Consider the following 17,924-nt stretch of genomic DNA (forward strand, 5'->3'; position numbering starts at 1 on the left):
AGATGTATTAAGAGCTGGTTTTGCTAGCTTGATTGAAATTTAAGCATTCATGCGGTCGCCCTGATCCGCTAACGGGCCTTAAAAACCGGTTATTTTTATCAGCAAACTTAGAGCGGATATCTTCATCAGCCAACACCTTAACCGTTTTAATGATCGACATTGATAATTTTAAACAGATTAATGATACCTATGGGCATCCATTCGGTGACGAAGTCATTTTAAGAGTTGCTGACACAATTGGCCAATATTGTCATGGCCGTAATAAAATTGGTGTGCGCTACGGTGGAGAAGAGTTTTTATGTTTAATGGTTGATGAAACTGCAGAGCACACAGCAGAATTAGCTGAAACGATTTGCCATGCAATAACTCAAATAACATGGCCAATTAAACAACTCATCGTTACCGTATCGATTGGTGTCTCGACAAATACCTTACATAAATCGGGTGATTTTAAATTAATTGAACAAGCTGATGAGGCTTTATATCAAGCAAAAAGTGACGGCAAAAATCGTGTTGTAGTGTATTCACAACAACAGTTGTAGGGGGATCCTTTCCCTATAACAGTGATGTATTGGTTAAGGTAAGGTGACGTGATGCTTGCTTATTTAAGATTGATTAGCAACGTGAATAACACCGTTAATAATAAGTTAACTGTACGATTGAAAATAAATGATTAGCCAAACTTATTTACGTAGTTGCACCATAATATTAATAACATCTTGGTATGCGATATTATACTGGCGAGATAAATTAATAATTTTGGTTTTGTAAGTTTGAATATGTTCTTGTTTCAGAAGGTCAAGTTGCTTTTCTTCTACTATGCTATTAATCGAATCTTGTAAGATTTGTAAGCGACGTAAACTGAAATCCAACGACGTAATATAAGCCGTCATCTGTTGCTTATTACGGGCGTTTTCAAGGTTTGTTGTGGTGCGTTGCTCAAAGTCTAACTCATCAAACGCATTCATCATTTGCTGTAAATTTAAATCGTTGCTCATAAGTGTAGTGTTCTAGATTATTTTCTAAAATTATATTCAAAATTAATGATTAAGTCACCATTTAACGTGTTGATGATTATTAATGTAAACAAATTGAGTTGTTTGGGTGTCGAACATAGAAATAGATGATCTATCGTTAACAAAACTTGTTGAATTGATTCATTATTAGTAATCTAATATTTTGATTCCCAAGGAGGGCTTATGTTAGATTTATTACCAGACTTATTTGATCATTATCCCGAAAAATTGACTTTGTTGGTTAATCCATGGCGCAGCTTTGGTGCAAAATCGATATTTTTTGGCGAGGTCGTCACCGTAAAATGTTTTGAAGATAATTCGATGGTGAAATCTGAGTTAGCCAAACCGGGACAAGGCAAAGTATTAGTTGTCGATGGTGGTGGCTCAAACCGTCGAGCTTTATTGGGCGATATGATAGCACTCAATGCTTATGAAAATGGTTGGGAAGGCATCATTATCAATGGTTGTGTTCGCGATGTTGGCACCATTAATGAAATACAAATCGGTGTGCAGGCTCTGGGCAGCAACCCGATAAAGACAGAAAAAAAAGACGTAGGTGAAGTGAACATAAATATCGACATCGCAGGGGTTAATATTGCTCCCGGCATGATGATTTATGCTGATTTAAATGGGATTGCAGTCAGTAAACACCCCTTAGACCTGTCTATTTTACAATAGAAAAAATACAGACAAGGAAGCAACAATGAAAGCAGTAAAGTGGTTCTTAGCAATTGTGCTCATCCTCATAGTAGGCATTACTGTCTATTTAACGATGTTTTTCGATTTAAATAATTTTAAACCGCAAATTGTCGATGCTGTCAAAAAGCAAACCGGGCGCGATTTACAAATTAAAGATGATTTGAGCTGGAGCGTTTTCCCTTCTATCGGCATTAAGCTCGGCGGGATTTCGCTGTCTAACCCTGAAAACTTTTCACCGGCATCAATGTTAGATATTAATGAAGCCGTGGCCAATGTGGCGTTAATGCCACTGTTTAGTCAACAAATTGAAGTCGATTTATTAAAACTCGATGGATTAACTCTTAATTTAGTCACACAAAAAGATGGTAAAACCAGTTTTGATGGCTTATCGGGTGAGGGTGTTTCAGAGCCTGCTGGCGATACGGCAACAGAATCTAACAGTGGTGATAGCAAAATGTCACTGCAAACGTTAGATATTGGCGGGATTGAACTCACCAATACCAATATTAACTTAATTGATATGGCAACGGATACCAGCCAAACCTTTAGCTTAAAAAGCTTTACGCTAGGCCAATTTAGCTTAGGTAAGTTTGCTGATTTTGCTTACGAGTTTGCAGCGACTTTACCGGATATGCAATTGGCATCGTCAGGACAAGGTAAAATACAAGTTGACCAAGCCCTAAAGCATATCACCATTAATGACTTTACCATGAGCCACAATGCTCAAGGTGACAGCCTACCTAAAAAGTCAGTCACGGTAGATATGACCACCCAGTTGCAAATGGCCTTAGATGCGCAAACAATTGAACTGCAATTGACAAAATTGTCAGCTATGGACATAGCCGCTACGGGTAAAGTGGATGTTAATTATGGCAATTCAGTGCCTAAAATAGCCATGACTTTAGATGTTGGTGATATTGATGTAGATGCGTTGTTACCTCAAGAGAGTGCAACTGAAGAATCTGTAACAGAAGACGTGACCGAGTCTACATCGACAAGTAGTGAACCCGATTTATCAGCATTTAAGACCGTTGACTTAACGGTTAAGCTGAGCGCTAAGTCAATTAAAGTTAGCAATATGCTCACTCAAAATTGGCAAATGAACATGGCGATCAAAAATGGCATATTAACGTTATCTTCATTAACTGCAGACTTATATGAAGGTAAATTAACGCTCAGTGCCAAACTTGATGGACGCAAAGCCGTACCAACTTACCAGTTTGATAAAACACTGACTGGCGTGAATATTCGTCCTCTATTAACTGATGCTGCTGAGGTTGATTTACTTTCAGGCCAAGCTAGTTTTCAAGTTAAGGGCAGTGGCTCAAGTTTAATTCCTGAGAAACTGAAAAAGAATCTTGATGCTGTAGGTCAGTTTGAAGTAGCTGATGGTTCATTATACGGAGTGAATATCCCGCAAATGATCCGCAGTGCACAGCAAAAATTAAAAGGTGATTTATCTTCAGCCGATAAAGAAGAGTTGAAAACCGACTTTACCAGTTTAACGGGCAGCTTTACGGTGAAAGATGCGGTTGTGACCAACCCTGATCTTGCAATGGCTTCGCCTTTACTGCGGATCAAAGGCGAAGGTACAGCCAATATTGCTTCAGAAGCGTTAGATTATAACTTAACGACCAGTGTTGTAGGGTCGCTTTCAGGTCAGAGTGATGCTACTGATGAGTCGTTAAAAGGCATTGATGTGCCGTTAACCATTAAAGGTACTTTCCAAGAGCCTAAGTTTGGTATAGATACTAAAGCGTTACTCGAAGGACAGTTTAAAGAAGAAGCCGATAAAGCCAAAGAAAAGCTTAAAGATGGTTTGTTTAAAAAGTTAGGCATTTAATCAACAAAGCGTAATACAAACAAAAACGGACAAGCATAGCTTGTCCGTTTTTATATGAGCGAAGCGGTTATGTTAACTGTTGGTCACGATTAACTTTAATATTTGACCAGGTTGAATGTACTTACTTTTTTGTAAACTGTTCCATTCGATTAACTCATCAACGGTGACGTTATACTTAGTGGCAATTCGCGCTAAAGAATCGCCAGATTGCACACGATAGTTTACCGTTTTCTCTTTGCTGCTGTTACTTGCAGTCACTTCGTTAGGGTAAATTACTAGGTTTTTGCCAACAGACAGTGTTGATTGTTGTTTAAGGTTATTCCAACGCATTAATTGAGCAACAGTGACCTGTTGAGTTTGCGCTATCTTCCATAAAGAATCACCGGACTTAACCGTATATGTTTGCTTGTTTGGACTAGACTTAATGACTTTCTGACGCGCTAATACTTGATCGGCTGTCATGGTGGCTAAATCAGGATCTTTAGCTGCAACAGGGATAATTAAGAATTTTCCCGCAATAATATTATTGCCCTTGATCCCGTTACTGCTACGAATTAACGTCGCCGTGGTTTCAAATTGGTCTGCTATTTCACTGATACTGTCACCAGACTTAATTTTATAGCGTACCCAGTTTATGCGAGAGTTTGGTTCAATAGCGGCTAATGCACGTTTAAAGTTTGCAGCTTTGTCGCTAGGTACCACCAATTGATGTGGTCCTTGTGGGGCCGTTGCCCATCGCTTTAAACCTGGATTAATCGCTTTTAAATCATCAATATTAACTTGCGCTAAGTCTGCCGCTAATGTGATATCTAGTTGACTCTCAATGTTCACGACTTCAATTTGAGCAGCGTTATCGATTGGCGTTAATGTGATGCCATATTTATCGGCATGTTTTATCACATCTGCTAAGGCCAATAATTGTGGTACATAATGCGCTGTTTCTCTTGGTAATTTTAGTGACCAAAAATCGGTTGGTTTTCCTTTTGCCTGATTATTTTTAACTGCATTTAAAACCCGGCCTTCACCAGAATTGTACGCCGCTATGGTGTAATTCCAATTTTGATCCATTTTAGGGTACAAATACTCGAGTAAATCTAAGGCTGCTTTGGTTGAGGAGGCCACATCTTGACGACCATCAAACCACCAGTTAGTTTTAACCCCAAAAGATAATGCTGTTGGTGGTGTTAATTGCCATAAACCAGAAGCATGACTTCCTGAATAGGCTAGGGGATCAAAGCCACTTTCTACGATGGGTAATAATGCCAGCTCAATTGGCATGTTACGTTGCTCAAGTTGCTCGACAATATAATATAAAAATGGGGTAGCACGCTGAGTGACGATTTCTAAATGCATAGGGTTGTCTATATACCATTGACGATATTGAGCAACTAAGGCGTTATCAGGGATTGGGAATGCCATTTTATTGCTGATCCGCAACCACAAGTTATTAATCTCTGCGACTTGCTCTTCTATTTCTTCAATGGTGACAGTGGAAGATTTTTTCGATTTGGCACTTACCGCAACAGCTTGTTGCTCGCCATCTGCTTGCGGCACAGTGGTTTGGAGCGTTTGGCACCCCGTCACTGCCAGGATACTGCCGGCAATAATGAATAAATTTGCTTTCATTTGAAGATACACTTCCTCAAGTTCTCTAGGGCTAAAAAAGGGTAGAACATACCAAATGCCTATGAGACTCTTTTGGTCATGCTTTAGTTCAGTTTGGCATTGTAGATTAAAATTTTTACCTTGTCTTATTAAACTGTTTTCATGTTGATTTAAAAACTATTCTTCCATTGCCTAAGTAGTGTAAAGGTATGAATTTCATCAATATTAGCTATGTTGAATTGTGCTGATATTGCGACCTGAATCGCATTTTTATGACAACGTAAAAAAGGGTTTATGGCTTTTTCTATGGCGATTGTGCTAGGTATAGACGGGATGTTTTTTGCGCGTAAATGGTCCACTTTTGTCGAATATTCAATCAGTTCAGGGTTGGTTGAATCTAGGTGCAAGGCAAAGTCAAGATTGGCTCGGGTGTATTCATGTGCGCAATAGACTAAAGTGTCGTCAGGTAAACGGGCTAGCATCTTTAATGATTGCAACATTTGCTCTGGGGTGCCTTCAAATAAACGTCCACATCCACCACTAAATAATGTGTCGCCGCAAAACAGTTTATTATCAATATAATAAGCAATATGACCTAATGTATGGCCGGGCACCGCCATGACTTGTACCTGGCCTAATGACGGGATGGCAATCGTGTCTTGGGTGGCAATGGTTAACGGTTGTGTAATGCCTTTAATGTGTTCATTACTTGGGCCGTATACCGCTAAGGTGTGATTAAAGTGCTGTTGTAATTGCTCAATGCCACCAGTGTGATCAGCATGATGGTGAGTGATCAGTATGCCGACCAAATTTAAGTCTGTTGTCGCCAAATAATCAATCACAGTCTGAGCACAACCAGGGTCGACAATATAAGCGTCTTGGCTTGTCGATTGGTGGACTAACCACAGATAATTATCATTAAATGCTGGAATGGTATGAACGTTAAGCATAATCTGGCTCGAGTGATGATTGATAATCTGTTAGGGTAACGATAAGACTAAATGACATCAAGCAAAGTGGTTTATTTTAACAGTTTGAGGAGTAAAACGTGGCAAGCTCGAGGTTAACACCACAGCACTGGGATGACTTACCATTTGGTGAAGTGTTACAAGCTGAAATAGAAACCACGTTAGCTCCATGGTGGCCGCGTATATTTGGCTATCACTTACTGAAAGTGGGTAGCTTAAGCAGTCATATTAATAGTTTACAATGTAGTATTAATCGCCATTTTTCGTTATTTGATGGCGAGGGAGGCAATATACAAGCTGACCCTCATTACTTACCGTTGCAACAAAATAGTATTGATGCCGTTGTTAGCTGTTTTTTATTAGATTTTGAGCAAGACCCATACCAAATATTACGTGAATTTGACCGCGTACTGATCAACAGTGGTTATGTGTTTATTGTAGGCTTTAATCCGGTCAGTCCGGCTTTTGTGGGCAAAATCTTACCCAAGTACCAAGATAAGCTCCCTTGGAGTGGACAATTTTTTATGCCTTCTAGAGTTAAAGATTGGTTGGGTTTATTAGGTTATCAGGTATTAGCCGATGAACGCTTAATGCATCACTCTTTGCTAGGGCCAGTGGGTCGTAATAATCAAACGCCCTGGTGGCAAAAAACCTTAGCTAACTGGTTACCAAGCACCGGCAGTGTTTATGTGATTGTGGCGCGTAAAATGACCGTTCCATTAACCCCAATAAAAGATAAAGCTAAAGTGAGCGCCCGCAATTGGTCTACTGCGCCAAGTGCTGGACGTGCAGGTTTATCTAAAACCAAATAGTATACAAGGGTTAACGTGCATGCATTTCATGCTATATGACATTAAGCTGATAGCATTATTCTGCCTGATACCCCACATCGGCTTGTTTAGGTTTAGCCTCAGCAGCTTGTCTCGCTAGGGTGTCACAACGTTCGTTTTCAATGTGGCCAGCATGACCTTTAACCCAGCGCCAATCAATTTTATGTTTTTGACTTACTGTATCTAAACGTTTCCACAAATCGACGTTTTTAACGGGTTGCTTAGTGGATGTGAGCCAACCTTTTTTTTTCCAGCCATGGATCCAAGATGTTATCCCTTGGCGCATATACTGGCTGTCGCTGGTTAAAATAATATTACAGGGATCATACAGTGCTTCGAGGGCAATGATAGGGGCGAGAAGCTCCATGCGATTATTAGTAGTGAGAGCAAATCCATCGGCAATTTCATGGGTTTGATTTTTGTATTTCATCACGACACCATAGCCGCCAGGACCAGGGTTACCTAAACAAGATCCATCAGTAAAAATATACAGCTGTTTGAGTTCGGCCATCAAGTTGTTACCATAACAAAATATTCGCGCCAGTATACTCAATTTAGGTAGTGGCGAGGGCTTAAAGAGTAAAAATTATGAACATTATTTCAAGTGCGAGTCGTCAAGTTATTCTTGATACCGAAACTACTGGTATGAATCAAGCAGGTGGACCGGTATATATTGGCCACAGGATTATTGAAATCGGTTGTGTAGAAGTGATTAACCGCCGTTTAACTGGCCGGACTTATCACCAATACATTAATCCTGGTCAAGCTATTGATCCCGAGGCCATCGAGGTTCACGGCATTACCAATGAACGTGTTGCAAATGAGCCACGTTTTCATCAAATAGCACAAGAATTTATCGATTTTATTGATGGCGCAGAGATTGTTGCACATAACGCAAACTTTGACGTGAGCTTTATGGACCATGAGTTTTCAAAACTCAATCCTTTAGGGCCGAAAACGAAAGATATTTGCAGTATTTTAGACAGTTTAGCCATCGCCAAACGATTACATCCAGGGCAAAAGAATAACCTTGATGCCTTATGCCGTCGTTATGGGATTGATAACGGCCGTCGGACCTACCATGGCGCGTTACTCGATGCTGAAATCCTAGCTGACGTTTACTTAATTATGACCGGCGGACAAATTAAGTTTAATTTGTCTAATGAAAAAGCCGGCCAAGAGGGCGGTGGGATAAAAAAAATAGACACATCAGCGTTTAATCTTAAAGTCGTGGGCGCATCGGCCGATGAAATATTACTACACGAACAACGACTTGACTTAGTTGCCAAGTCTGGAAAATGTCTTTGGAGAGGGTAATTTTACCTTTATGACTGCTAGCCGCTTGCGCCGTTTGATCATTATTTGCCTTCTTCTGTTCAGTCCTATTGGGACTTGGCAGCCTTTCGTTCACGCTGAAACAATAAAAGCATCACAGGCAGCCGAACTTAAAAACCGCTTTAGAATCGATTATATGGTCGACAAGCTAACCCTCGTTATCCAACGTAATTATGGTTCTGCACCTGTGGTTGTCGTATTGCCTGATGGCAGTAAGTGGTATTCAAATCGTCATCCTCAAACAGTCAAATGGGTAGATGGTCTTGCTGCTGATATGATTTATATCGAAAAACCTATGCCTGGTCCTTGGCAGCTATTAGGTGACATTACCGAAGGTTCAACGATTCAAAAAATCTCTGAACTTGATATTGATGTTGAGCCTTTTCCTCAACCGTTATTTCAAGGAGAAAGACTTAAAGTTACTGCCAGGCTGCTTGGTGATAACTTAACCATGAGAATGCCAGGCCTTGATTTTATGGTGGAATGGACAGCGAAATTTTCAAGTCAACATATTATTGGCGAGGATAACTTTGTTACCGGAACTATTATTGTTGGGGCATACAAAGACAATGGTGAAGATTTAGATGAAGTGCCTGACGATGGGGTATTTACCGGTGCGCAAAATCTTGATCAACCGACAGGTCACTATACGTTAAACGTCACGGCGCGCAATAACCTGTTTGAACGCGAATATGTCATGCCGTTTGTATTATCAGAGCAGCCAATCACGGCTGAAATGGTACCCAATAACGACCCATTAAAAGGCATTTGGCAAATTCAGACGTCAATAGACGACACGCAAGTGTTACTTGATCAAACCCATTTTTTGTTTGAGTTAGTTGGGCCTGCCGGTTTACAAATGCCTATCACACTGCAAGATCTCACCAGTGTTGATCAAATTTTGTATTTACCTAAAGTCAGTGATTTCGGCAGCTACAGGGTGAAAGGAACCGCGGTATCGACCACCATTGATGGCCGAGAGATTGTATTAAATCTACCGGAGATGTTTTTTAACTTAATTGAGCCACCAACACCAGGGCCAACAGCTGAAGAGTTAGCTTTACAAGCGGCTGAACAAGCAAAGGTAGAAGAGCAAAAAGCAAAAGATGATGCCATATTTTGGATTGTTACCGTGAATGTGACGTTATTATTGCTCGGAATTGTTGGGTTAGTGGTATGGCGCAAAAGACAAACATTAGCTAAAGCGATGGCCGCAGCTGAAAAAAGGTTAAAAGAAAACCCGGCAGTAGAAGAAAGCGCAACAGAGCAACAACCTGAGAGTATCGATTTGGATGACATCGATTTGACCATGCCAGACGAAAAATAGCTGCTACCTTAAATGTGCTTATTGGTAAGATTACTGCTTGAATTTTGTACTTAAAATGAATAATTGCACATTTTTTAGCTAAACGCGTTAAAACAGTTAAAAAACAGTTGACGATTAATTATCACAACTTTATTATTCATCGCACTTGAGTGGAGCGGTAGTTCAGTTGGTTAGAATACCGGCCTGTCACGCCGGGGGTCGCGGGTTCGAGTCCCGTCCGCTCCGCCAATCAAGTGCTTGTTTGTACTTAATAAAATATTTACCATGCTTATATTTTATCATGTTGTTATTTTATTAAGTGTAAACAAACCGTTTTGGAGCGGTAGTTCAGTTGGTTAGAATACCGGCCTGTCACGCCGGGGGTCGCGGGTTCGAGTCCCGTCCGCTCCGCCAAATAAACAAGCCCTTACAGCAATGTAAGGGCTTTTTTATTGGTTTTAATCTCCAACAACTTCAACATTTGCCCTCGACACCCGTCGCGGGTTCACTCATTCAAGATCAGCATCCGTTCCGCCAAATAAACAAGCCCTTACAGTAATGTAAGGGCTTTTTTATTGGTTTTAATTTCCAACAACTTCAACATTTGCCCTCGACACCCGTCGCGGGTTCACTCATTCAAGATCAGCATCCGTTCCGTTAAATAAACAAGCACTTACAGCTATATAGGGCTTTTTATTAGTTTTAATCTCCAACAACTTCAACATTTGCCCTCGACACCCGTCGCGGGTTCACTCATTCAAGATCAGCATCCGCTCCGCCAAATAAACAAGCCCTTACAGCAATGTAAGGGCTTTTTATTGGTTTTAATTTCCAACAACTTAAATAACTTCAACATTTGACCTCGACACCGGTGCGGGTTCACTCATTCAATCTGAGCGGTCGCTCTATTAAATAATAAAGCCCTGACTACTAAGAAAGGGCTTTACGGTGAATGTTTATCGCAACAAGATTAAAAAGAATAATTAACGCTCAGTTCGAGTGAACGCCCAGCTCCCGCTATTTGCTCAAAACCATGACTATTATCTGCTTTATATTCCGCAATACTGACCCCCCCCAGAGGGAGTTGATAATATTCATCAAGTAGGTTCTTTACCGCGACCGTCATAGTGGCTTGTTTCCAAGTGATACTACTGCTTAAATTTAACAATGAATAACTGTCTGTGGTGTTTTCGAGGCGTGTGTTGTCCACACGATCCTTTTCTGCCACCCATTGCCAGGTCACGCTGTTTTGCCAATCGCCACGTTGATGGTGTAAGCCAAACTCTGTTTGTAATGGTTTGATTTGATAAAGGGGCTGGTGAGTATCATCTCGTTCACCGTGTGTGGCACTCACATTGGCGGTAATTGACCACATACCACTCGTTTGTTGTGCAAATTGATACTCCGCATCAATTTTTGCGCCGTATAGCGTGGCGTCTACATTAGTAAATTGTAAAATATTGCGGCTGTTACCTTCGAGTCCACTACTATTGAAACTACCCACCACATTGGCGTCAATGTAATCATTAATATCGCTATACCAAGCAGTGGTAGTCAGTGAGAAGTCATCATTGATTTGCTTATATGCTGCACTCAATGTGTGGACGGTTTCTTGATTAAGATCGGGGTTGCCAATGTAGCCATTACCGTCACCATACCAACCAATCATGGTGGTTGCCATGGTGCTTTGCCCCCAGCTATAACGCTCGTACAAATTCGGAGCTCGGCCTTTACGTGCTAATCCAAGCTCAAAGGTTTCGGTATCACTGAGTTGGTAACGCGCCAATAGGGTGGCATCAATAATATGGTCATCGCGTTGACGCTCAAGGGCATTAAATGCCTCGGCCGCAGCAGCATTAACATTGGTCATCCCCATCATGCTCATGGTGTTATAGGGTTGTACTTCATCAGCATCGGTGGAGACATATTCATAGCGTAAACCTGCTGACAACCACCAGCGACTGTTGAGCGTTTGTTGCCATTCAGCAAATACTGCAGCACGTTTTCGCTCACCATTGTTGATATTGATATAGTCATTTGGACTCATCATAGTTGAGCCTGTCACCGCTGGCCAGCTATCGTCAAGTTGATATAAATAGTACTCCTGACCAAGTAAAAGCATGGCATCTTTATTGATGGGTAATTGCCAATGAAGTTGATAACTTAAATCTTTGCCCGTGGTTTCCATTGGCATTTTGCCGGTTTTTTCTTCACTAAAGAACCCCATTTCATGTTCAACTCTGTGCCAATTCATTTGGGCACTAAATAAACCGTCATTTTCGAGGTCCAATTGATAGCGCACGATCGCACCAAAGCTATCATTATTGGTCATATCCATATATTGGTTAGCAAAGCCTTGAAAGGGAATATGTTGGTGAGTGAGTTTTACTGCCAGTTGCTGTGTCTCGTCTTGCCAGGCGGCCATTAAGGCATGGTTTTGTGATTGATATAAGGTATCGAGTACTTTATCGCCATGGCCATCAACATAGCTATTAGCATCTTCGTATGAACCTTGATAACTAAAGCTCAATGTTTGGCTCGCCACGGTAGCATTGACTGCGGCGAGTGTGGTGTCGCTAACACTTTTGTATCCGCCAGACACATTGCCACTTTGCCAAATAACATCGTCACTGTTATTAAATATAGGCTGTAAACCGTTCACCTTAATAACACCCGCAATGTTATCACCGCCAGCACTGACAGGTGATACGCCTGCAACCACTTGTGTAGAAACAATTTGATTTGCTGATATGTATGAAAGTGGTGGATTCATTTGGTTGGCGCAAGAGGCGGTTATATCGCTACCATCAATCAGTACTTTAATTCTGTCTCCCATCATGCCATTTAAAATGGGTAATGCTGACACGCCACCAGCTTGCGAAAAATCAACTCCTTGTCGCGTCAATAATGCTTCAGCAGACCCTAATAAATCCTTGTTATTGGATTGTTGACCGTGTACTTCAAGCCGTTCAATGGTTTCAGTGTTTACTGTATTGATGGGGGTCGCAGCCACTTGTGGTGACATTGCAAGTATAATGGCAAGTGATAATGATGTGAGTGGATATGAGAAGTTACTATTTAAAATAGAAGGTTGAGTGTTATGTGTTGTCAATGTTGTCACCTGATAGTGTTTTTATAGTGAATTAATTTCACTGAATTTTGTTATCAGATAAATTATATCCTGCTAATGAACGCTCGGTATGCGACATAATGTCGCAGCCACAATGACTTACCGTATGATAAAGATGCTAGCCACGCTTTTCTTTCTGACTTTAAACCTAACATTCATTTTTTAAGGGCTTGTTATTTGCCATCAAGCTTGCTTATACTGCGTGACATCTTGTCGGAGTGCCATTATGGCTGAGACCGTTTATTCGGGATCCGTTGAACCTGATCAGGCTAGAACCTGCGAAGGAAACAAGCGTAGTAATGTATATTTTACGGTGTTAATTTAGTTGTATTATTGATCGAGCTAGGCTGATTATTTAATCATAACAGTCTTCTCTAACTGTTGATTCAATCAAAATTACTCCATTGTAAAAGAGCCATTATTGATGTCGCAAATAGCCTATATTTGCGCCGCAGCGTTACTCAACACCTCTCCTGACAAGCAACTTAACTCTTATAAATGAGGTTGCTAATGTCAACACAACACCGTCGTCAAACTCGCGCGAATGCGCAACAATTTATTGATACCTTAACGCCTTTACAACACCCAAATTCTGAAAAAGTCTATTTAGTTGGCAGTCGCCCCGACATCCGTGTTGCTATGCGTCAAATCCGCCAAAGCGATACTCTTATTGGTGGCAGCAATACTGACGCCATAACCCAAGTTAATCCACCAGTGATGGTATATGACTGCGCCGGTGCTTACTCTGATCCTAGCGCTGACATTGATGTGCGCCGCGGCCTAAATAAATTTCGCCAAGCCTGGATTGAAGAGCGAAAAGACAGTGAACAACTCACCCACGTCAGTTCAGGTTTTACCCAACAACGGCTAGCCGATGATGGATTAGATCATTTGCGCTTTGATGCGGTTAATGCCCCAAGGCGGGCAAAACCGGGTCGAAGAGTCACGCAAATGCACTATGCCCGCCAGGGCATCATTACTCCAGAAATGGAATACATTGCGATACGTGAAAATATGGCTCGAGAACAGGTAACGGATGCGGTTCTTACTCAGCAAGCCGCTGGCGAAGCATTTGGCGCTCAAATAGGTCAGTTAATCACGCCTGAATTTGTTCGCGATGAAGTAGCACGTGGCCGCGCGATTATCCCGCTTAATATCAACCACCCTGAAGCCGAGCCGATGATTATTGGCCGTAATTTTTTGGTTAAAGTGAATGCCAATATTGGTAATTCGGCAGTCACGTCATCAATTGAAGAAGAGGTTGAAAAATTAGTGTGGTCAACCCGGTGGGGCGCCGATACCGTCATGGATTTATCCACTGGGCGTTATATCCATGAAACCCGTGAGTGGATTATTCGTAACTCACCGGTGCCAATTGGCACAGTGCCCATATACCAAGCGCTTGAGAAGGTTAATGGCGTAGCTGAAGACCTAAGCTGGGAAGTGTTTAAAGACACGTTAATTGAGCAAGCTGAGCAAGGCGTTGATTACTTTACCATCCATGCAGGCGTGTTATTACGTTATGTGCCGATGACGGCCAAGCGTGTAACTGGTATTGTTTCTCGCGGTGGTTCAATCATGGCAAAGTGGTGTTTAAGCCATCACAAAGAGAGCTTTTTATACCAACACTTTGAAGAAATTTGCCAGATTTGTGCTCAGTATGATGTGTCACTGTCGTTAGGTGATGGCATGCGTCCGGGCTCGATTGCCGATGCTAACGATGAAGCGCAGTTTGCAGAGCTGGCCACCTTAGGCGAATTAGTCAAAGTGGCGTGGCGGTATGATGTACAAACAATCATAGAAGGCCCTGGGCATGTGCCAATGCAGTTGATTAAAATTAACATGGAAAAGCAACTTGCTCATTGTGATGAAGCACCATTTTATACATTAGGTCCACAAACCACGGATATCGCGCCAGGGTATGATCATTTTACCTCAGGCATTGGCGCCGCAATGATGGCCTGGTATGGCGTCGCAATGCTGTGCTATGTCACACCTAAGGAACACCTTGGTTTACCCAATAAAGAAGATGTTAAACAAGGTCTAATTGCTTATAAGATTGCCGCTCATGCTGCCGATGTTGCAAAAGGGCACCCAGGAGCACAGGTTCGCGACAATGCATTGTCTAAAGCCCGTTTTGAGTTTCGTTGGGAAGACCAATATAACCTGGGGTTAGATCCCGACACCGCTCGTGCTTATCATGATGAGTCTTTACCACAAGAGTCTGCAAAAGTGGCCCATTTTTGTTCTATGTGTGGCCCTAAGTTTTGCTCTATGAAAATCAGCCAAGAAGTACGTGATTACGCACAAACTTTAAGTCATTCAGACAAACATTCCTCAGGACAAGCTATTGAACTCACCGAGGCGAATGCTTATCAAACATTAGCCATGGCGCAAAAGTCAGCCGAATTTAAAGCTTCTGGTTCAGCGCTTTATCATGAAGTTAATGCAACCAATGAAGAGGTTGAATCATAATGAATCAGCCTAAAAATCCTACCAGCACTAATGTCAGTTCCCGCCCAATTGTATGGACCATTGCGGGTTCTGATAGTGGCGGCGGCGCGGGAATACAAGCCGATTTACTGACCATGAATGACTTAGAATGTCACGGCTGCAGTGTGATGAGTGCGATTACAGCACAAAACTCACTGTGCGTTAATCTGGTCGAACCCGTATCTGCCAGTATGTTATTAGCGCAGCTTGATACCTTATGGTCAGATTTGCCCGCTAAAGTGATTAAAATTGGCCTTATCGCCAACCAACAGCAGTTAGGGTTAATTGCTGAGTGGTTAAGGCGATTGAAACAACAATCACAATTGCCTTTTGTGGTACTCGATCCGGTGTTAGTGGCCAGTAGTGGCGATTATTTAAGTGATAGTCGTATCGACTTTAGCCCGCTTGCGGGGTTAATTAGCGTAATAACACCTAATTATCACGAGCTGTACCACCTAAGTGCGAGTTTACTGCCAGCGTGTGAGCCGCCAACGCAGAATCACAGTCAACAACACAACATGATATTAGCGGCGCAAAGTTTAGCTGAACATTTTCATTGTCATGTGGTTGCCAAAGGTGGAGATGCCAGTTGGCAGCAACAGCGTGCGATTGATGTATATGTCAGCAAGCAAGTGCAGGGGGCAAGTACGCTTTATGATAATCAGGTGTTTTTATTAAGCAGCGCCCGAGTCGATACCACTCATCATCATGGCAGTGGTTGTACATTATCGTCTGCCATTGCAAGCTTTGTCGCCCATGATTACGTGGTGCATGATGCCATCGTGTTGGCTAAGGCTTATGTCACTAATGGATTAATCCATAGCCGTGCTGTAGGCAACGGACCGGGTGTATTAGCGCGCACAGGCTGGCCAGATAATTTACTGTTAATGCCGCAAATCAGTGGCGTTAATGCTCAGCATAGCCACAACAATGTTAATCCCATAAAAGCGCCTCGAGTTGCACCGTTAGGGGTTTACCCCGTGCTAGATTGCTTAAGTCAATTAACACAGGTACTGGCTGCAGGCTGTAAAACCGTGCAATTTAGAGCGAAACTCATTGATGAAGATGATCCAATACAAGAGCAACAGTTAGAGGCCGATATTTGTGAAGTGATTAAGATTGGTAAAGCATTTAATGCCCAGATATTTATTAATGACCATTGGCAACTCGCGATCAAGCATCATGCTTTTGGCGTGCATTTAGGCCAAGAAGATTTAGCTTGTGCCAATATAGAAGCCATACAACAAGCTGGACTGGCTCTTGGCATTTCAAGTCACAGTTATTTTGAAGCCTTAATCGCGCATCAATGTTCACCGACTTACATTGCTCTTGGGCATATATACCCAACCACCACCAAACAAATGCCCTCCGCGCCGCAAGGGTTAGCCAAGCTACGTCGTTATGTCAGTTTAATGGCTAAGCATTACCCAACCGTGGCAATAGGCGGCATAAATCTATCGCGCCTTGCAGATGTTGCTAACTCAGGCGTGGCAGAGGTTGCCGTCGTTAGGGCGATATCACACGCTAGCGATGTGGCAGAGGCCTATCGCCAATTACACCAAGCATGGCTTCATCTCACAAGGACTCGTAAATATCTCACTGTTCATCAGCGCAACAACGACGGTCAGGAGGCAATATGAAAAGCTTAACTGACAGAGAGTACCAGCAATACTCTCGGACAATGTTACTCAACGACATTGGTGAAGCAGGACAAATAGCAATAATGAATAGTCAGGTCGCTATTATTGGAATGGGCGGTTTAGGTCTGCTAGTGGCCCAGTATCTTGCTGCGGCGGGTGTTAAGCATCTGCTATTTATTGATAATGATGTTGTGGAGATTTCAAATCTACCGAGGCAATTACTTTATACACCAACTGATATTGGCAAGCCAAAGGTGACGGTGGCAAAGCGCACATTCAGTCGTATACACAGTGATATTCACATTGATGCAATGAATATTAAACTCACCGATGACACGATTAAAGCCAACCTACAGCTAATCACTAGCAAACTCGCAGATGTTGATGTGGTATTTGATTGCACCGATAACTTGCCCAGTCGGCATGTGATTAATCAATTATGTGTACAACACCAGTTGATTTTAATCAGCGGCGCCATTAGCGGTTACCAGGGGCAAGTGTTTTGCCTCAACTTTGCAGACCAGACTTCAGTGATATTGTCTGGTTGTTATCACTGTTTATACCCCAGTCATACTCATATTGAACAAAACTGCACACAGCAAGGCGTGCTTGGTCCTGCTGTGGGTGTGATAGCGAGTATGCAAGCCTTGATGGGATTACAGCATATTAGCTCTACGCTCAACCAATATGGTGTATTGCATTGCTTTAATGCGAAATCTTTTTTATGGCAACAAGCTCAAATGAGTCGAGATCATCAATGCCATGTTTGTAAGCCAATGCACATTAGCGCGCAAGATCAGGGAGCAGAATATGTCACTAATTAACGCAACACCGTCTATCACCGTTACAACAGATTTGATTCGTCTAGAGCTCAATGGCACAACCGTGATGCTTGAGTCAGACTTAAGTTTGTCGGGGCTATTGGTTGTTAACAATATTGATGTCGCGAGTGTGGCCATTGTGGTTAATGACACTGTGATCCCCCGCAGTGGTTGGCAACACATTCAATGTCAGGCAAATGATCGCATTAACGTATTTTCAGCCGTGGCGGGAGGTTAA

General features: G+C 42.2%; 15 protein-coding genes, 2 tRNA genes and 1 riboswitch. Of the genes, 12 read left to right on the forward strand and 5 right to left on the reverse strand.

Features of this window, described 5'->3' with window-relative positions; all coding sequences use genetic code 11:
* Nucleotides 1–32 precede the first annotated feature (32 nt).
* Nucleotides 33–542 carry a GGDEF domain-containing protein gene (locus IEY42_RS03310; protein WP_188923931.1) on the forward strand — a complete coding sequence of 170 codons (510 nt, stop codon included), beginning with the start codon at nucleotides 33–35 and terminating at the stop codon, nucleotides 540–542.
* 141 nt (nucleotides 543–683) lie between these two features.
* Here the strand turns inward: IEY42_RS03310 and IEY42_RS03315 are convergent, their stop codons facing one another.
* On the reverse strand, nucleotides 684–998 hold the full coding sequence (locus tag IEY42_RS03315) for a hypothetical protein (protein ID WP_188923932.1): 315 nt from the start codon (nucleotides 996–998) through the stop codon (nucleotides 684–686).
* Nucleotides 999–1,199: 201 nt separating this feature from the next.
* Here IEY42_RS03315 and IEY42_RS03320 point away from each other — a divergent pair, with 201 nt between their 5' ends.
* The gene (locus IEY42_RS03320; RefSeq protein ID WP_188923933.1) at nucleotides 1,200–1,694 is read left to right on the forward strand and encodes a putative 4-hydroxy-4-methyl-2-oxoglutarate aldolase; all 495 of its coding nucleotides are present in this window, start codon (nucleotides 1,200–1,202) and stop codon (nucleotides 1,692–1,694) included.
* A gap of 25 nt (nucleotides 1,695–1,719) precedes the next feature.
* A complete protein-coding gene (locus IEY42_RS03325) occupies nucleotides 1,720–3,558 on the forward strand; it encodes an AsmA family protein (RefSeq protein ID WP_188923934.1) in 1,839 nt (612 codons plus the stop codon).
* A gap of 72 nt (nucleotides 3,559–3,630) precedes the next feature.
* Here IEY42_RS03325 and IEY42_RS03330 read toward each other — a convergent pair whose 3' ends face one another.
* Nucleotides 3,631–5,184 carry a lytic transglycosylase gene (locus tag IEY42_RS03330; RefSeq protein ID WP_188923935.1) on the reverse strand — a complete coding sequence of 518 codons (1,554 nt, stop codon included), beginning with the start codon at nucleotides 5,182–5,184 and terminating at the stop codon, nucleotides 3,631–3,633.
* Nucleotides 5,185–5,333: 149 nt separating this feature from the next.
* Nucleotides 5,334–6,113 carry a hydroxyacylglutathione hydrolase gene (gene gloB, locus IEY42_RS03335; RefSeq protein ID WP_188923936.1) on the reverse strand — a complete coding sequence of 260 codons (780 nt, stop codon included), beginning with the start codon at nucleotides 6,111–6,113 and terminating at the stop codon, nucleotides 5,334–5,336.
* Between the two features lie 98 nt (nucleotides 6,114–6,211).
* Between gloB and IEY42_RS03340 the strand changes: the two genes are divergently transcribed.
* Nucleotides 6,212–6,943: a class I SAM-dependent methyltransferase gene (locus IEY42_RS03340; RefSeq protein WP_188923937.1), complete on the forward strand. Its 732-nt coding sequence runs from the start codon at nucleotides 6,212–6,214 to the stop codon at nucleotides 6,941–6,943.
* A gap of 55 nt (nucleotides 6,944–6,998) precedes the next feature.
* Here IEY42_RS03340 and rnhA read toward each other — a convergent pair whose 3' ends face one another.
* Entirely contained in the window at nucleotides 6,999–7,472 is a 474-nt protein-coding gene (rnhA, locus tag IEY42_RS03345) for a ribonuclease HI (protein ID WP_188923938.1), read from the reverse strand.
* Between the two features lie 77 nt (nucleotides 7,473–7,549).
* Here rnhA and dnaQ point away from each other — a divergent pair, with 77 nt between their 5' ends.
* From dnaQ to IEY42_RS03365, 4 genes are all read left to right on the forward strand, one after another.
* Nucleotides 7,550–8,278: a DNA polymerase III subunit epsilon gene (gene dnaQ, locus IEY42_RS03350; protein ID WP_188923939.1), complete on the forward strand. Its 729-nt coding sequence runs from the start codon at nucleotides 7,550–7,552 to the stop codon at nucleotides 8,276–8,278.
* A 10-nt stretch (nucleotides 8,279–8,288) separates the two neighbouring features.
* Complete coding sequence (locus IEY42_RS03355; RefSeq protein WP_188923940.1) at nucleotides 8,289–9,623, forward strand: TIGR03503 family protein; 1,335 nt, start codon at nucleotides 8,289–8,291, stop codon at nucleotides 9,621–9,623.
* A 151-nt stretch (nucleotides 9,624–9,774) separates the two neighbouring features.
* Nucleotides 9,775–9,851 (forward strand) — tRNA-Asp (locus tag IEY42_RS03360).
* Between the two features lie 88 nt (nucleotides 9,852–9,939).
* A tRNA-Asp gene (locus tag IEY42_RS03365) sits at nucleotides 9,940–10,016 on the forward strand.
* A gap of 556 nt (nucleotides 10,017–10,572) precedes the next feature.
* Here IEY42_RS03365 and IEY42_RS03370 read toward each other — a convergent pair.
* Nucleotides 10,573–12,627 carry a TonB-dependent receptor plug domain-containing protein gene (locus tag IEY42_RS03370; RefSeq protein WP_188924026.1) on the reverse strand — a complete coding sequence of 685 codons (2,055 nt, stop codon included), beginning with the start codon at nucleotides 12,625–12,627 and terminating at the stop codon, nucleotides 10,573–10,575.
* A 309-nt stretch (nucleotides 12,628–12,936) separates the two neighbouring features.
* Nucleotides 12,937–13,036, forward strand: a riboswitch (TPP riboswitch).
* Between the two features lie 206 nt (nucleotides 13,037–13,242).
* Here IEY42_RS03370 and thiC point away from each other — a divergent pair.
* The 4 genes from thiC to thiS are packed head-to-tail and all read left to right on the forward strand — an operon-like array spanning nucleotide 13,243 to nucleotide 17,924.
* Entirely contained in the window at nucleotides 13,243–15,207 is a 1,965-nt protein-coding gene (thiC, locus tag IEY42_RS03375; RefSeq protein ID WP_188923941.1) for a phosphomethylpyrimidine synthase ThiC, read from the forward strand.
* On the forward strand, nucleotides 15,207–16,865 hold the full coding sequence (gene thiE, locus IEY42_RS03380) for a thiamine phosphate synthase (protein WP_188923942.1): 1,659 nt from the start codon (nucleotides 15,207–15,209) through the stop codon (nucleotides 16,863–16,865). Before thiC ends, thiE begins: the two co-directional genes overlap by 1 nt.
* The gene (locus tag IEY42_RS03385) at nucleotides 16,862–17,689 is read left to right on the forward strand and encodes a HesA/MoeB/ThiF family protein (RefSeq protein ID WP_188923943.1); all 828 of its coding nucleotides are present in this window, start codon (nucleotides 16,862–16,864) and stop codon (nucleotides 17,687–17,689) included. Before thiE ends, IEY42_RS03385 begins: the two co-directional genes overlap by 4 nt.
* Nucleotides 17,676–17,924, forward strand: coding sequence for a sulfur carrier protein ThiS (gene thiS, locus IEY42_RS03390; RefSeq protein ID WP_188923944.1), 249 nt, complete (start codon nucleotides 17,676–17,678; stop codon nucleotides 17,922–17,924). The genes IEY42_RS03385 and thiS overlap by 14 nt, the downstream gene beginning before the upstream one ends.

The sequence above is a fragment of the Shewanella algicola genome (assembly GCF_014648035.1).
Lineage (GTDB): Bacteria > Pseudomonadota > Gammaproteobacteria > Enterobacterales > Shewanellaceae > Shewanella > Shewanella algicola.

Coding starts and splice junctions, on each gene's coding strand:
- IEY42_RS03330 (WP_188923935.1), bottom strand. CDS start 5,184: ATGAAAGCAAATTTATTCATTATTGCCGGCAGTATCCTGGCAGTGACG.
- IEY42_RS03320 (WP_188923933.1), top strand. CDS start 1,200: ATGTTAGATTTATTACCAGACTTATTTGATCATTATCCCGAAAAATTG.
- dnaQ (WP_188923939.1), top strand. CDS start 7,550: ATGAACATTATTTCAAGTGCGAGTCGTCAAGTTATTCTTGATACCGAA.
- rnhA (WP_188923938.1), bottom strand. CDS start 7,472: ATGGCCGAACTCAAACAGCTGTATATTTTTACTGATGGATCTTGTTTA.
- IEY42_RS03385 (WP_188923943.1), top strand. CDS start 16,862: ATGAAAAGCTTAACTGACAGAGAGTACCAGCAATACTCTCGGACAATG.
- IEY42_RS03370 (WP_188924026.1), bottom strand. CDS start 12,627: ATGTCACCACAAGTGGCTGCGACCCCCATCAATACAGTAAACACTGAA.
- thiC (WP_188923941.1), top strand. CDS start 13,243: ATGTCAACACAACACCGTCGTCAAACTCGCGCGAATGCGCAACAATTT.
- thiS (WP_188923944.1), top strand. CDS start 17,676: ATGTCACTAATTAACGCAACACCGTCTATCACCGTTACAACAGATTTG.
- thiE (WP_188923942.1), top strand. CDS start 15,207: ATGAATCAGCCTAAAAATCCTACCAGCACTAATGTCAGTTCCCGCCCA.
- IEY42_RS03325 (WP_188923934.1), top strand. CDS start 1,720: ATGAAAGCAGTAAAGTGGTTCTTAGCAATTGTGCTCATCCTCATAGTA.
- IEY42_RS03355 (WP_188923940.1), top strand. CDS start 8,289: ATGACTGCTAGCCGCTTGCGCCGTTTGATCATTATTTGCCTTCTTCTG.
- gloB (WP_188923936.1), bottom strand. CDS start 6,113: ATGCTTAACGTTCATACCATTCCAGCATTTAATGATAATTATCTGTGG.
- IEY42_RS03315 (WP_188923932.1), bottom strand. CDS start 998: ATGAGCAACGATTTAAATTTACAGCAAATGATGAATGCGTTTGATGAG.